At 65.4% G+C, this 13182-nt stretch carries 16 protein-coding genes; all 16 read left to right on the top strand.

Features of this window, described 5'->3' with window-relative positions; genetic code table 11:
* Positions 1 to 2 precede the first annotated feature (2 nt).
* Entirely contained in the window at positions 3 to 437 is a 435-nt protein-coding gene (locus AC6LJW_RS09465) for a hypothetical protein (RefSeq protein ID WP_498087071.1), read from the top strand.
* A 94-nt stretch (positions 438 to 531) separates the two neighbouring features.
* Entirely contained in the window at positions 532 to 990 is a 459-nt protein-coding gene (locus AC6LJW_RS09460) for a terminase small subunit-like protein (RefSeq protein WP_498087070.1), read from the top strand.
* Positions 932 to 2371, top strand: coding sequence for a terminase large subunit domain-containing protein (locus AC6LJW_RS09455; protein WP_498087068.1), 1440 nt, complete (start codon positions 932 to 934; stop codon positions 2369 to 2371). The genes AC6LJW_RS09460 and AC6LJW_RS09455 overlap by 59 nt, the downstream gene beginning before the upstream one ends.
* On the top strand, positions 2368 to 4425 hold the full coding sequence (locus AC6LJW_RS09450; RefSeq protein ID WP_498087067.1) for a portal protein: 2058 nt from the start codon (positions 2368 to 2370) through the stop codon (positions 4423 to 4425). The genes AC6LJW_RS09455 and AC6LJW_RS09450 overlap by 4 nt, the downstream gene beginning before the upstream one ends.
* A 108-nt stretch (positions 4426 to 4533) precedes the next feature.
* Positions 4534 to 5277, top strand: coding sequence for a hypothetical protein (locus tag AC6LJW_RS09445; RefSeq protein ID WP_498087066.1), 744 nt, complete (start codon positions 4534 to 4536; stop codon positions 5275 to 5277).
* Positions 5278 to 5288: 11 nt separating this feature from the next.
* The gene (locus AC6LJW_RS09440; RefSeq protein ID WP_498087064.1) at positions 5289 to 6386 is read left to right on the top strand and encodes a phage capsid family protein; all 1098 of its coding nucleotides are present in this window, start codon (positions 5289 to 5291) and stop codon (positions 6384 to 6386) included.
* Between the two features lie 72 nt (positions 6387 to 6458).
* Positions 6459 to 6869, top strand: a complete 411-nt coding sequence (locus AC6LJW_RS09435) for a hypothetical protein (RefSeq protein ID WP_498087063.1) — start codon at positions 6459 to 6461, stop codon at positions 6867 to 6869.
* Positions 6870 to 6912: 43 nt separating this feature from the next.
* Entirely contained in the window at positions 6913 to 7218 is a 306-nt protein-coding gene (locus tag AC6LJW_RS09430) for a HeH/LEM domain-containing protein (RefSeq protein WP_498087062.1), read from the top strand.
* A 1-nt stretch (position 7219) separates the two neighbouring features.
* Positions 7220 to 7555 carry a hypothetical protein gene (locus AC6LJW_RS09425; RefSeq protein ID WP_498087060.1) on the top strand — a complete coding sequence of 112 codons (336 nt, stop codon included), beginning with the start codon at positions 7220 to 7222 and terminating at the stop codon, positions 7553 to 7555.
* A complete protein-coding gene (locus tag AC6LJW_RS09420) occupies positions 7555 to 7935 on the top strand; it encodes a hypothetical protein (protein ID WP_498087059.1) in 381 nt (126 codons plus the stop codon). The genes AC6LJW_RS09425 and AC6LJW_RS09420 overlap by 1 nt, the downstream gene beginning before the upstream one ends.
* Positions 7932 to 9350, top strand: coding sequence for a packaged DNA stabilization protein (locus AC6LJW_RS09415; RefSeq protein WP_498087058.1), 1419 nt, complete (start codon positions 7932 to 7934; stop codon positions 9348 to 9350). The genes AC6LJW_RS09420 and AC6LJW_RS09415 overlap by 4 nt, the downstream gene beginning before the upstream one ends.
* A complete protein-coding gene (locus AC6LJW_RS09410; RefSeq protein ID WP_498087057.1) occupies positions 9350 to 9703 on the top strand; it encodes a hypothetical protein in 354 nt (117 codons plus the stop codon). Before AC6LJW_RS09415 ends, AC6LJW_RS09410 begins: the two co-directional genes overlap by 1 nt.
* A gap of 12 nt (positions 9704 to 9715) precedes the next feature.
* Positions 9716 to 10315: an aspartyl/asparaginyl beta-hydroxylase domain-containing protein gene (locus AC6LJW_RS09405; RefSeq protein WP_498087056.1), complete on the top strand. Its 600-nt coding sequence runs from the start codon at positions 9716 to 9718 to the stop codon at positions 10313 to 10315.
* Positions 10316 to 10318: 3 nt separating this feature from the next.
* Positions 10319 to 10774: a GNAT family N-acetyltransferase gene (locus tag AC6LJW_RS09400; RefSeq protein ID WP_498087054.1), complete on the top strand. Its 456-nt coding sequence runs from the start codon at positions 10319 to 10321 to the stop codon at positions 10772 to 10774.
* A gap of 1 nt (position 10775) precedes the next feature.
* Entirely contained in the window at positions 10776 to 12002 is a 1227-nt protein-coding gene (locus tag AC6LJW_RS09395) for a hypothetical protein (protein ID WP_498087053.1), read from the top strand.
* A 10-nt stretch (positions 12003 to 12012) separates the two neighbouring features.
* Positions 12013 to 13182, top strand: a complete 1170-nt coding sequence (locus AC6LJW_RS09390) for a hypothetical protein (RefSeq protein ID WP_498087052.1) — start codon at positions 12013 to 12015, stop codon at positions 13180 to 13182.

The following is a 13182-nucleotide window of genomic DNA, read 5'->3' as shown; positions in this document are numbered from 1 at the left end:
GCATGCAACTCGCCACCGCCCGCGCCGCCGACCCCTTCCTGTTCTCCCAGGCTGACCCAGCCGAAGAACTCATCATGACCTGGTACCGCTACACGCTGGCCTGCCGCCCGCACCTGGGGCATTCCAACGCCTCGCCGATGTTCAAGGACGCCAAGCCCACGCGCGGCCACACCGACGACACGCTGTCCGAGCGGGAATTGCGCATCGCGCGCAGCCAGGCCCAGCAAGTCGACGTCTGCATCGACGCACTGCCCACCTGGCAGATGCGCGCCGCCGTGGACATCCACGCAGGCAACAGGCACGCCGGCAACCGCCTGATGCGCAATGCCCGGATGACGCCCGAGCAGCTGCACGAGGCATACCAGGAAGCCAAGGCGCTGCTCATCCCCATGTTCATCCGCCGCGGGCTGATGGGCGAGCCTCTTGCAACTGGCTGAATCCGGCGCTACTATCGCCTCCGAGTCTCCACAAATGCCTCCACGAAGCCCGCAACCGAAAGGTTCGCGGGCTTTTTTGCGTCCCGACACCGACATGACCACCCTGACCGACGAGCAGATCCTGGCCCAGGCCATCGCGATCTGCGGGGATGTTGCGTCCGGAATGTCCGTCGTGAAGGCCTGCCGCAAGAAGGGCCGCGTCGCCCGCTCCACGTTCATGCTCTGGGTCCAGGAGGACCGCCAGGGCATCCAGTCGCTGTACAAGGCGGCCACGAAGGAGCGCGCTCATGCCTTCGCCGAGGAAATGGTGGACATCGCCGACTCGGTGAAGGGCAAATCATCCGACGAAGTCCAGGCCGCCAAGCTGCGTATTGACGTGCGCAAGTGGAACGCCGCCCGCATGGAACCGTCCGTGTACGGCGACCGCGTGCGGACCGAGCTGGCCAACGCCGACGAGAAGCCTTTCCGCCTGACCACCGCCAAGGAATTGACCGATGACGAGCTTGCGGCCATCGCCACAGGAAGCGGCAGCGGAACTGCTGGCCAGGCGTAAGGCGCGCGGCGGGCTCCTGGCGTTCACGCAGTACACGAACCACGGGTACGAGCCGGCCGGGCACCACAGCAAGATCGCCGCGGCCCTGGAAGCCGTCGAGCGGGGCGAAATCACCCGCCTGATGATCTGCATGCCGCCGCGGCACGGGAAGTCCGAGCTGGCCAGCCGCCGGTTCCCCGCCTGGTACCTGGGGCGCAACCCTGACCGGCAGATCATCGCGGCGTCCTACAACGGCGACATCGCGGCGGACTTCGGGCGGGACGTGCGCAACATCGTGGCCGATCCGTACTACCGGCTGCTGTTCGAATCGGGCCTGGCGCCGGATTCCCAGGCGGCCAATCGCTGGCACACCAGCAAGGGCGGCATGTACGTGGCCGCCGGCGTCGGTACCGCTATCACCGGCCGCGGCGCGCACGTGCTGCTGATCGACGATCCGTTCAAGGACCGCGAGGAAGCCGACAGCGATGTGCGCCGGCGCCGAGTGTGGGACTGGTACACGTCGACCGCCTACACCCGCCTGATGAAGGGCGGCGCGATCATCGTCATCAACACGCGGTGGCACGAGGACGACCTGTCGGGCAAGTTGCTGGACCAGCAGACGAAGGGCGGGGACAAGTGGCACGTGGTGAGCCTGCCGGCGATCAGCGATGACGGCGAGGCGCTGTGGCCTGATCGCTACCCGTTGCCCGTGCTCCAGCAGATCAAGGCGGTGCTCCCCGAGCGGGATTGGAATGCGCTGTACCAGCAGCAGCCGAACCCAGACGACGGCACATATTTCCGGCGCGACTACTTCCAGGAATGGGAGACGCTGCCCGGCGACCTGGCGCTGTACGGCACGAGCGACTACGCGGTGACGGCGGACGGCGGCGACTACACGGTGCATCGCATCTGGGGCGTTGATCCGACCGGGGACCTGTACCGGGTGGCAGGCTGGCGCGGTCAGACCGCCTCGGATGTCTGGATCGAGAAACAGATCGACCTGATGTCCAAGCACAAGCCCTTCGCCTGGTTCGGCGAGTCGGGCGTCATCCAGAAGGCGATCGAGCCGATGCTGGTGCGCCGGATGCGCGAGCGCAACACCTTCTGCCGACTGGAATGGCTGCCCAGTGTGACGAACAAGCCGACGCGGGCCCGGGGCTTTCAGGCCCGCGCCGCCAGCAAACGGGTCTGGTTTGAGCCGGGCGCCGAGCTGGCCGAGTTTTTGAAATTCCCGAACGGAAAGAACGATGACGACGTCGACACGGCGTCGTTGATAGGCCGAGCGCTGGACGATGCGCACCCTGCCGTCGTCAGTGCCAAGACCAAACGCAAGACTCTGGACCGCTGGGACCGCGCATTCGGCGCATCTGACCCTGATGATTTCAACTGGAAGACCGCATGATGAGACTGGCAACGATTGACGGCGAGCAGGTGCCCGACGCTGCCCTAGCCACGTCCGGCGGCGAGTTAGACCACCACCTGACGCAACTGGTGCGGGATTTCGAGGCGGCTGAGGACGGCACGCGCGACGCCCGCCTGCGCGCCGAGCGCAACCGGGACTACTACGACGGCAAACAGCTCACCACCGAGGAAATCGCCGCCCTGCGCCGCCGCGGGCAGCCGCCGGTGGTCATCAACTACATCAAGCGCAAGGTGGAGATCCTGCGCGGTCTTGAGCGCCGTTCCCGCACCGATCCCCGCGCCTTCCCCCGCAACCCGCAGGACGAGCAGGGCGCCGAAGCCGCCACCGACGCGCTGCGCTTCGTGGCCGACGAGAACGACTTTGACGTCGTGCGCTCTGCCGTCTACGAATACATGATCGTCGAGGGCTACGGAGGCGCCGACGTGATCGTCGAGGAAGCCCCGAACGGCGACATCGTGGTGTCGATCCAGGCCGTGCCCTGGGATCGCCTGGTGTACGACCCGCACAGCCGCAAGACGGATTTCAGCGATGCCCGGTATCGCGGCATCGTCATCTGGATGGACAAAAAGGAGGCCGTCGCCACCTATCCGGGCCGCGAAGACGCCATCGAGGCGTCCCTGGCGACCATGGCCATGTCTGAGACCTACGACGACCGGCCCAAGGACGGCATGTGGGCGGACAACCGCCGCACCCGCGTGCGCATCGTGCAGATGCAGTATCAGGACACGGACGGCACGTGGATGATCGCAACGTTCACGCGCGGTGGCTTCCTGGTGGATCCCCAGGTTTCCCCGTACATCGACAAGTACGGCCGGCCCACCTATTCCCTCATCATGCGGTCGTGCTACATCGACCGCGAGAACAACCGCTACGGCGCGGTGAGCGACTGGATCGACACGCAGGACGAGGTGAACAAGCGGCGCTCCAAGGCGCTGCACCTGCTGAACCAGCGCCAGACCTACGGCACGAAGGAGGCCGTGCAGGACGTCGCCGAGGCCAAGCGCGAGCTTGCCAAGCCGGACGGACACGTGCAGCTGAACGGCGGCGCCGTCTTCGGCCAGAACTTCGGCATCCTTCCCACGGGCGACATGGCCAATGGCCAGATGGAGCTGCTCCAGCAGGCCACGGCCGAAATGCAGGCCAGCGGCCCGAACGCCTCTCTGGCGGGCAAGGATCAGCGCCAGCTCTCCGGCCGCGCCATCCAATCCCAGCAGCAGGCCGGCAGCATTGAGGTGGAACCCATCGTGGACGAGCTGCGCCAGTGGACGCGCGACATCTACGAAGCGGTGTGGATGCGCATCAAGCAGTTCTGGACGGACGAAAAATGGGTCCGCGTCACCGACGACGAACGGAACATCAAGTGGGTGGGCTTGAATAAGGTGGTGACCGTCAAGGACCGCCTGGCCCAGCTGCCGGCCGACAAGGTGGAGCAGGGCCTGGTGCTGGCCGCCCAGCAATTTGGCATGAATCCCCAGGACCCGCGCCTGCTTGAGCAGCCGGCCGGCATCGAGAACGACGTCAGCGGCTTGGACGTGGACATTGTCATTCAGGAAGGCCCGGACCTGGCCACCCTCCAAAGCGAGCAGTTCGAGCAGCTCGCGCAAATGGCCCAATCGGGCATCCCCATTCCCCCGAAAGCAATCATTCTGGCTTCCAGCCTGCGCAACAAGGACCAGATTCTGGACGAGCTGGAATCCGGCAAGCAGTTGCCGCCGCAGGTGCAGGAGCAGATGCAGGCGATGCAGCAGCAGCTTCAGCAGCAGGCGCAGGCCATGCAGCAGATGCAGGAACAGCTGCGCGACAAGCAGGGCGACCTGCAGATCAAGGCGTTCGACGCCCAGACCCGCCGCATGGAAGCCCAGACGCCCGAGCAGCGCGAGCAGGCCGACCCGATGGCACAACAGGCCGCAGTCATCAAAGACATCGCCACGGCGCGCAAGACGAACGCCGAAGCCGTACAGACCGAAGTGGAGACCGAATTGCTGGTCACCATGCCCACCGCACCAGAGTTCAGGGGAAGCGTCAGCATCTGACGTCTCCCAGTTCAACAGCCGCCTTCGGGCGGCTTTTTTATTCCGCCGCCGGGGATTTCGGGCGTTAAAGCTGCCGCCGGGCTGAATCGGGCGTGAAGGAAGAGCGCAATGAGTGAACAGGATTTCGAAGCCATTTTCGACGGAAAGCAACCCGCAGAGCCGCAGGCCGCGCCGGAGCCCGCACGGGAGCCGGAGCCGCAGGCAGCCGAGCAGGAAGCACCGAAGGGCGAACCGCAGGAGCCGGCAGCCGCCGACTCAGGCACCGGGGAGCCGCCATCCCCTGGAAGTGACAAGAACGTCCCTCTCGCCGCGCTTGAAGCCGAGCGTAAGCAACGGCAGGACTGGAAGGAAAAGGCTATTCGCTACGAGGAAGAGCTGAAGCACCTGAAGGCGCAGCCCGCGCCCCAGCAGCAACAGCCCGACCAGCAGCGCGAAATGTCGCCGCAAGAGTTTGCCATCAACGAGCGTTTCAACACGTCCGAACTGCTGGCCCGCAAGGACCATCCCGACATGGACGAGAAGATGGCAGCTTGGGAAGCCGCAGCTCAGAAGAACCCCGCCATGCGCGCGGAACTGATGCAGCAGCGGCATCCCTGGGAATTCGTCTACCAGCAGGGCACGCGCTTGCTTGCCATGCAGGAAATCGGCGACGACCCCGCGGCGTACCGCGAGCGCGTCCGGCAGGAACTCCTGACGGAACTCCAAGCGCAGCCCCAATCCGCCCAGCCGGCCGCAGCCCCTGCGCCCACGGCAGCTTTGCCCACCTCCCTGGCCTCCGCCCGATCCGCCGCGGGCCGCTCTGCGGACGCATACACCGGGCCGACGCCGTTCGATGACCTGTTCAAAAAGTAAAGGAGCCGTAAATGGCTGAGACCACTGCACGTCCGGGGCTTACCCCGCAAATCTGGGACGACAAGTTCTTCAAGGAATACCTGCGCGCCAACCGCTATATGCGCTACATGGGGACCGAAGAAGATTCGATCTTCATGGTGAAGGAGGATTTGACCCGCAAGCGCGGTGACCGGATCACTTTTGCCGCGGTCCGCAAAATCGGCGGCGGCGTCAAGGGCAACACGGTGCTCGAAGGCAACGAGGCCGAACTCGACGCCCGGTCGATGGCCGTGCGCGTCATGCCGCATCGCAATGCGGTCGTGATGACCGAATGGGACGAGCAAAAGTCCGCGATCGATCTGCGAAACGCCGGTCGTAGCGCTCTGAAAGGCTGGTCGCTGGATACGTTGCGGGACGCGATCAATACGGCGTTCGAGTCGATCCCCAACGCCGCCGGCATCATGATCCCCTATGAGCAGGCCACGGAAGCCGAGAAGGACGCCTTCCTGGCCAACAACGCCGATCGTGTGCTGTTCGGCGCGGCCAAGTCGAACAACGCCGGCAATGACTGGTCCGCCTCCCTGGCGAACATTGACAATACGGCCGACAAGCTGACCCCCCAGGTCATCAGTCTGGCCAAGCGCATGGCCCAGACCGCCTCCCCGGCGATCACTCCGACGCGTACGACCGAGGACCAGGAATGGTTCGTGATGTTCGCGAACTCCCTGTCGTTCCGCGACCTGCAGAACGCCCCGGAAATGACCCAGGCGAACCGCGACGCGCGCGAGCGCAACGTGCGCACCAACCCGCTGTTCACCGGCGGTGACCTGGTGTGGGATGGCGTCATCATCCGCGAGATCCCGGAAATCGGTTCAATTCCGGGCGTGGGCGCTGGCAGTATCGATGTCGGCTTCAACTTCCTGTGCGGAGCCGGCGCGCTTGGCCTGGGCTGGGCGCAGCGCACGAAGTCGACCACGGACGTGCGCGACTATGGCTTCCGCCATGGGGTCGGCATCCAGGAAATGCGCGGCATCGAGAAGCTGATGTTCGGCAAGGGCGCCACGGACACTGACAACCTGGTGCAGAACGGCATTGTGACGGTCATCACGGCCGCCGTGCCGGACGCCTAACCCACATCACGACCTGAGACGAAACGAAGCGCCCAAGGGGCGTTTTTTTTCGTCCCTACCAAGGAGATTTTCATGGCAACTGTCAATGCCGCCCGTGTGGGCGATACCAAGCCGCGCGACGTCATGCCCGGCGTGGGCGATGGCCAATCGGTCAAGGCGATCCCGTTTCGCTACGACTTCTCGGCCGCCGTCCCCGTCGGCACCGTGATCCAGTCGCCGGTCATCCAGGCCGGCTCGGTGGTGCTCGACGTGATGCTGGTCACCAGCGGCGTCAGCACCGCGACCTTCAACGTCGGTTATGGCGCTGACCCGGACTACTTCGCCGCCGCTGCTACCGGCGCCGTGATCCGCTCGAGCGCCGCCACCGCCGCGCCCCTGGTCCTGCCCACGAACGACACCATCGACATCGTGACCGGCACCGCCGTCACGAGCGCCAGCGGCTTCATCGCTGGTTACGTCCTGGTCGTCCCCCTCAACACGTAACCCCAAAGCGGGCCGGCTTCGGTCGGCCCGCCAGGAGAACGACATGGAAACGATCAAGCTCACCTTTACCGGTGACCCGGCCAATCCCGGCGAGAAGCGCGACGACCTGGTCTTCGGCGATTACATCTTCCCGTTGGGCAAGCCTGTCGAGGTGCCCGACACCCCGGCGTTCCGCAAGCTGGCCGAAAACAGCCACTTCAATGCTCACGCTGCCCAGCACCAGGATGACGACGGCGACGACCACCCGCGCACGGTGGCCGAGCTGAAGGAAGCCCTCGACGCGCGCGGCATCGAGTACCCCGCCGACGCCAAGAAGGCCGACCTGGTCGCACTGTACGAGGCGGCCTGATATGCAAACGGCCACGAAACGCGACCTGGGCCCGCGGGTCCTGCGCAAGCTCACTGTGCTGGGTGCCGGAGAAACGCCGGAAGCCGACGACATCGAGCTGGTCAACGAAAAGCTGGATGCGGTGCATGCGGCGCTGCGCACGCGCGGCCTGCTGCGTTGGACGCTGAACGCTGTTCCGGACTTCGCGCAGGAATCGTACGTGCTCATGGCCGCGTTTCTGGCCGCCCCTGAATTCCAGCGCGTGCCGGACGCCACCATGTGGGCCGCCGGCATGCGTGAGATTGAATCGGCGGTGGCGCTGCCCAACGCCGGGACCACCCGGGCGGAGTATTTCTGATGGAAATCTCGGTAGCGCTGGACGGCGCCAAGCGCCGCGACCTGCAGGTGTATGAAGGCGACCTCATCACCCTGACCGTCAAGGTGTTTCGCAAGGACACGGACGAGGACCCAATCGACCCGCTGCTGGTTACCGACCTCGCGATCAGCACTGTCGGTCCGTTTGACGGCACGGTGCCTGTGGGCACGCCTTTCACGATCCCCGGCGGCCTGGTCTGGCGCAACTGGTACACCCTACGCGGCACGGTGGACGGAATCAGCACCACGCTGGCCTTCGGCTGGTTCCTGGGCTACGGCATGCCTGAGCGTACGGTGCCCTGGGGCAATGATTATGGGTGGCGCTGGCCCTTCGGCCCCGGTAACTGGGGAGTACTGCCTTGAGGACACCCATTCCTGTCGTGGGCCCGGCCTACCAGGCTGCCAGCCTGAACCTCAGCGCGCAGCGATGCATGAACTGGTTCATCGAGATTGGCGGCGAGGGCGCCGCTGTGCCCGCCGCGCTGCTGCCTTGCCCTGGCCTCACGCGAGTTCTGGAAATGCCCAACGCGCCGGCGCCCATCCGCGGCATGGCCGTTTTCAAGGGCGAACTCTGGGTGGTGTCCGGCGGCAAGCTGTTCCGCGTGACATCCGGCTGGGTCGCAACGCTCGTCGGATCGTTGGCGACGTCCACCGGCCCTGTGTCGTTGGCGATCAACGAAACCCAGCTTGCACTGGTGGATGGCGTCCTCGGCTACTACTACGACCTGCCCAGCTCGACGTTTGGCACGATCACCGACCCCCAATTCCCCACCGGCGCGCGCCAGATTTCCTACCTGCGCAACCGGTTCCTGGTCGAAGCGCCGCAGTCGCAGTCCATGTCCTGGTCCAAGATCGGCGATGTGCGCGACTGGAACGGCCTGGACTTTGCCAGCACCGACGCGTCACCGGACAATATCGTCGCGCACCTGCCTGACCAGCAACAGCTCTACGTCTTTGGCGAGACCACCACGCAGCTCCTGGTGGCCGACGCCGGCGGATTCTCTCCCAGCCAGAACAGCGCCATCCAGCAAGGCTGCGCCGCCGCCTTCAGCCCGGTCAACATCGACAACAGCGTCATGTGGCTGGGCCGCGGCATGGAGGGGCAGGGCGTCGTCTGGCAGTCGCGGGGCGGCTCGGCTCCGACTCGGGTGTCGACGCATGGCATGGAAACAGCCATTTCCCAGTACGCGCGGATCGACGACGCCATCGGCTTTTCCTACCAGCAGCGCGGCCACCTTTTCTACCAGCTGACGTTCCCCACGGCCATGGCGACCTGGGACTACGACGTGGCCTCGCAGCAGTGGCACGAGCGCGGCTACATGATTCCGTCCACCGGTGAGCTCACCCGGCACCGGGCGAACTGCCACGCCCTGTTCATGGGCAAGCACATCGTCGGGGACTGGGAGCGCGGCCGGCTGTATGAGCTGGACCCCGACAACTATACCGACGACGGCGAAGCGATCTTGCGCGTGCGCGCGGCCCAGACCATCGTCGAGAAGATGAACGACTTGGCCATGGGCGCGCTGGTGGTCCACATCGAAGCGGGCGTCGGAACAAGTCTGGGCCAGGGCCAGAAGCCCCGCATGATGATGCGCAAGTCCAAGGACGGCGGCCACACCTGGGGCCCGCGCCGCACGGTGTCGATGGGTCGCATCGGCCAGTACGACTATGGCGCCAGATTCAACCGCCCCGGCAATGGCCGGCAGGTCGTCTATGAGCTGAGCGTTACCGACCCGGTCAAGGCGGTGGTGCTGGGCGCTTACCTGGGGGACGACTGATGCCGCTCGAGCTGCTACAGAGTTCGGCCACTTTTGCCTCCCAGCAGAACGGGCAGATCGTCCAGTCGACGCAGACGCTGGCCTTTATGCGGGCGCTGGCGCGCGAAATCGCTGATGCCTATGCCCACACCCAGGAGCCGGTCGTTGTGGCCGCCACGGGCTCGCCAATGACCTACGCGGCCACGTCACGCGAGTCGCTGCACGTCACAGGCGGCACCGTTTCGTCGATCGCGTTCAAACGCGGCACCAGCACGCTGACCTTGGGTGCAAACCAACTCATTCCCCTGAACCCTGGCGACCAAGTCGTCATCACCTACACCGTCGCGCCCACGATCACCTCCGTGTCGCGATAACCACGAGGCCCCATGGAACACTTTCATATCCTGACCCGCAACCAGGACGTCAACCCGCTCGTGCTGGCGATCAAGCGCCGCCCGGAGCTGTGGCAAGAAGACACGTTTCTGCGCCATTACCCGCAAGGCCCGTTCGGCGAGACCGAAGCCATCATGCTGCGCTTCCCGGTGATCGCCACCGGCCTGACCGACGAGGAAATTCAGGCCTACAAGGAAAACCGGCTTCCCGGGCATGACCAGCACGAAAGCGTCGACCAGCCGGCCTACAAGATCCTGCACGAGGCGCGCCCGCTCGTCATGGGCCTGATGGCGCGCGTGGGCGGCGAGCGCCTGGGCCGCGTCATCATCAACAAGATCAAGCCCGGCGGCCGGATCTTCCGCCATGCGGACACCCCGGAGCACGCCAACTACTACACGCGGTTTCACATCGTTCTCCAGGGCAACCCGGGGGCCGTCATTCTGTGCGGCGACTTCGAGGGCGAGAAGGCCGAGGCGTTCAACATGGTCACGGGTGACGTGTTCTGGTTCAACAACAAGCTGGAGCACGAAGTGTTCAACAACAGCAACGACGACCGCATCAGCATGGTGGTCGATATCCGCACGTCGAGGTAAGCCATGCTCACGGCCCACGTTGAAAACCTGACCGAGCGCCTGGAAGACCTCAAGCCGCTTTTCCCGCTGCACTGGGAAGAGCTGGCTTTGAACAAGGACAAGGTGCCGCTGGATCCGCAGTACCACGTCTATCTGCAGCGCGACGCGCGCGGCGAAGTCATCTTCGTCACCCTGCGCGACGCCGGCGAGCTGGTCGGGTACTTCGTGGGCTTCGTGGCGCCGGGCCTGCATTACCAGACCTGCCTGACCTGCCACATGGACATCCTGTTCCTGCGCAAGGACAAGCGCGGCGGGCGCGGTGGCGTGATCCTGCTCAATGCGGTCAAGGCCGAATTGAAGCGCCGGGGCGTGCAGCGCTGGTTCGTGGGCACGAAGGTGCACATGGACATCAGCCCGCTATTCGAGCGGCTGGGCTTCGAGCCAGTCGAAAAGACTTACAGCATGTATTTGGGAGAATGACATGGTTGCAGCAGCAGTAGGGGTAGGCACCGCCGTTGCGGGGGTGGCTGGCAGCGCCATGTCGTCCAGCGCGGCCGGTAAGGCTGCGGACGCCCAAAGCCAAGCCGCCGCCGACGCCAACCAGCTCCAGCGGGAACAGTACGAGCAGAACACGGCGAACTTTCAGCCGTACCTGGACGCGGGCAACGCGGGGCTGAACGCGCTTCTGTATCGGCTTGGCCTCGGCACCGGCACGAGCGCGAGCGGACGGGCCCAGACCGAGCAGGAAATCCGGAACGAGCTGCGCGGGCAATACACGACCGGCGCAAACACAGGCCGTCCGCCGACTGTCGAAGAGGCGCTCGCGCAGAATGGTATGCGCGGGGCCAACGCTCGCGGCTACAGCAATGCGACGTGGGGCTATGACCCGCAAGCTCAGCGATGGGGCTACCAGCTCGAGTACATCCAGGGCGGCGACGCAGGCGGCACGAGTAAGCAGTGGGTGTACGCCGAACCGACCGGATCCACTCCTGAAGCGGTGGACGAAGCAGGCCTGAATGCAGCGGTGCAAGCTCGTCTTGCCCAGCAGCAGCAAGACCAGGCGGCCCGGGCTGCTGACCCCAACTACGGCAGCCTCATGCAGGCGTATCAGGCATACAAGCCGTATGAGGCCTACACGCCGCTCACCGAGGCGGAATTCCGGGCCGATCCTGGCTATCAGTTCCGGTTGGGCCAGGGCAACGAGTCCATCCAGAACATGGCCGCGGCGACCGGCAACCTGAATTCCGGGCGCGCGCTGAAGGACGCCATGACCTTCAGTTCCGGGCTGGCGTCGCAGGAGTACGGCAACGCCTACGGCCGGCACGTCAACGACTATCTGACGGGCTTCAACAGCCACGTGCAGAACTACAACACCGGCTTCAACGCGCACAACACGAACATCACGAACCAGTTCAACCGGCTTGCGGCAATTGCTGGCATGGGGCAGGCGTCGGCCTCGTCCCTCGCTGGCGTCAGCCAGAACTACGCGAACCAGGTCAGTAACAACCTGGCGCAGAGCGCGAACGCGCAGGCAGCCGGGACGGTCGGCCAGAGCAACGCGATCAACCAGGGCCTGGGGTCGTTGGCCAACGCCGGCATGAACTATGCCGCCATGAGCCAGAGCGGCTACGGCGGCGGCTATACGCCGTCCACCCCGGCAACGGGGAACGTGAACAGCCTGTACGGCGCATGGCGCCCGGTGGCATAGGAGACCCGACATGCAACTCGACACCAGCATTCCCTTGCAGGCCCGCGGCCCGCAGATCGACAGCCCTGTGAACGCGCTGTTCAACGTGGCGCGGCTGCGATCCACTCAGACTCAGGTGGCCGAGCAGCAGCGCCAAGCGGCAGAGCAGGGCGCGCTGGCCAACGTGCTGCGCTCGCCTGACACGTTCGGGGCCGATGGCCGATTCAACCGCACGGCGCTGCCTGCCATTGCCCAGGCTTCCCCCGGCGCCGCGCTGCAGTATGCGGGCCTCGCCAACCAGCAGGATGCGAGTGCCGATCAGGCGGACGTGCGCCGGATGCAGGTGGCCAAGCAGAACATGGAGCTTCAAGGGCGGCTTCTCCAGGGCGTCCGCGACGAGTCGACCTACCAGGCTGCCAAGCAGGAGGCATCCCGCTACGGAATCGACGTTTCCCAGTTGCCGCCCAGCTATGATCCGGCATGGGTGCAGCAAGCCCAGGCCCGGATGCTGAGCCAGATGGATCAGTTCGACATGAATTACAGGCAGGCGACGCTTGACCTGGCGCGGCGCAAGCAGGATCTGGACGAGCGCGCGCCGCGCGGGCAGGTGCTGGACACGGCCAACGGTCCGATGATCGTGGACCCGCGCACCGGCGAAGGGCGGCCGGTCACATCCGGCGGCGCTGCCGTGCCTCCCAAGGACAAGGGTCTGAACGACACCCAGGCGAAGGCAAACCTGTTTGGTACCCGCATGCAGGAAGCCGACAAGATCATCCAGCAAATGTCAGCCGAGGGCGTCGACCGGCCTGGAATGGTCAAGAGCGTCGCCGAGTCGATCCCGGTCATTGGTGGCGCCCTGGGATCGGTCGTGAACGCGGATCCGACCGGGCTGGTGCGCCCGAGCACGCAGCAGCAACAGGTGGAGCAGGCTCAGCGCGATTTCATCAACGCGGTGCTCCGCCGGGAGTCCGGCGCAGCCATCGCTGATTCGGAATTCGACAGCGCGCGAAAGCAGTATTTCCCGGCAGTCGGCGACAGCCCTGAGGTGATTGCGCAGAAGGCGGCCAACCGCCGCCGCGCCACCGAGCTCATGCTTGCCGAAGTGCCGGCCGCAGCACGCGGCGTCAGCGGCGGGACGGCGGCCCCCGCTGCGGCTTCGCCGGCTGCTCGCCCGTCTCTCGGTGACATCTTCGGAAACTGA

This window comes from Achromobacter sp. 1012554356 (genome assembly GCF_059760815.1).
The sequence above is the reverse complement of the archived record's forward strand: the minus strand, read 5'-3'. Positions and strand labels throughout refer to the sequence as shown.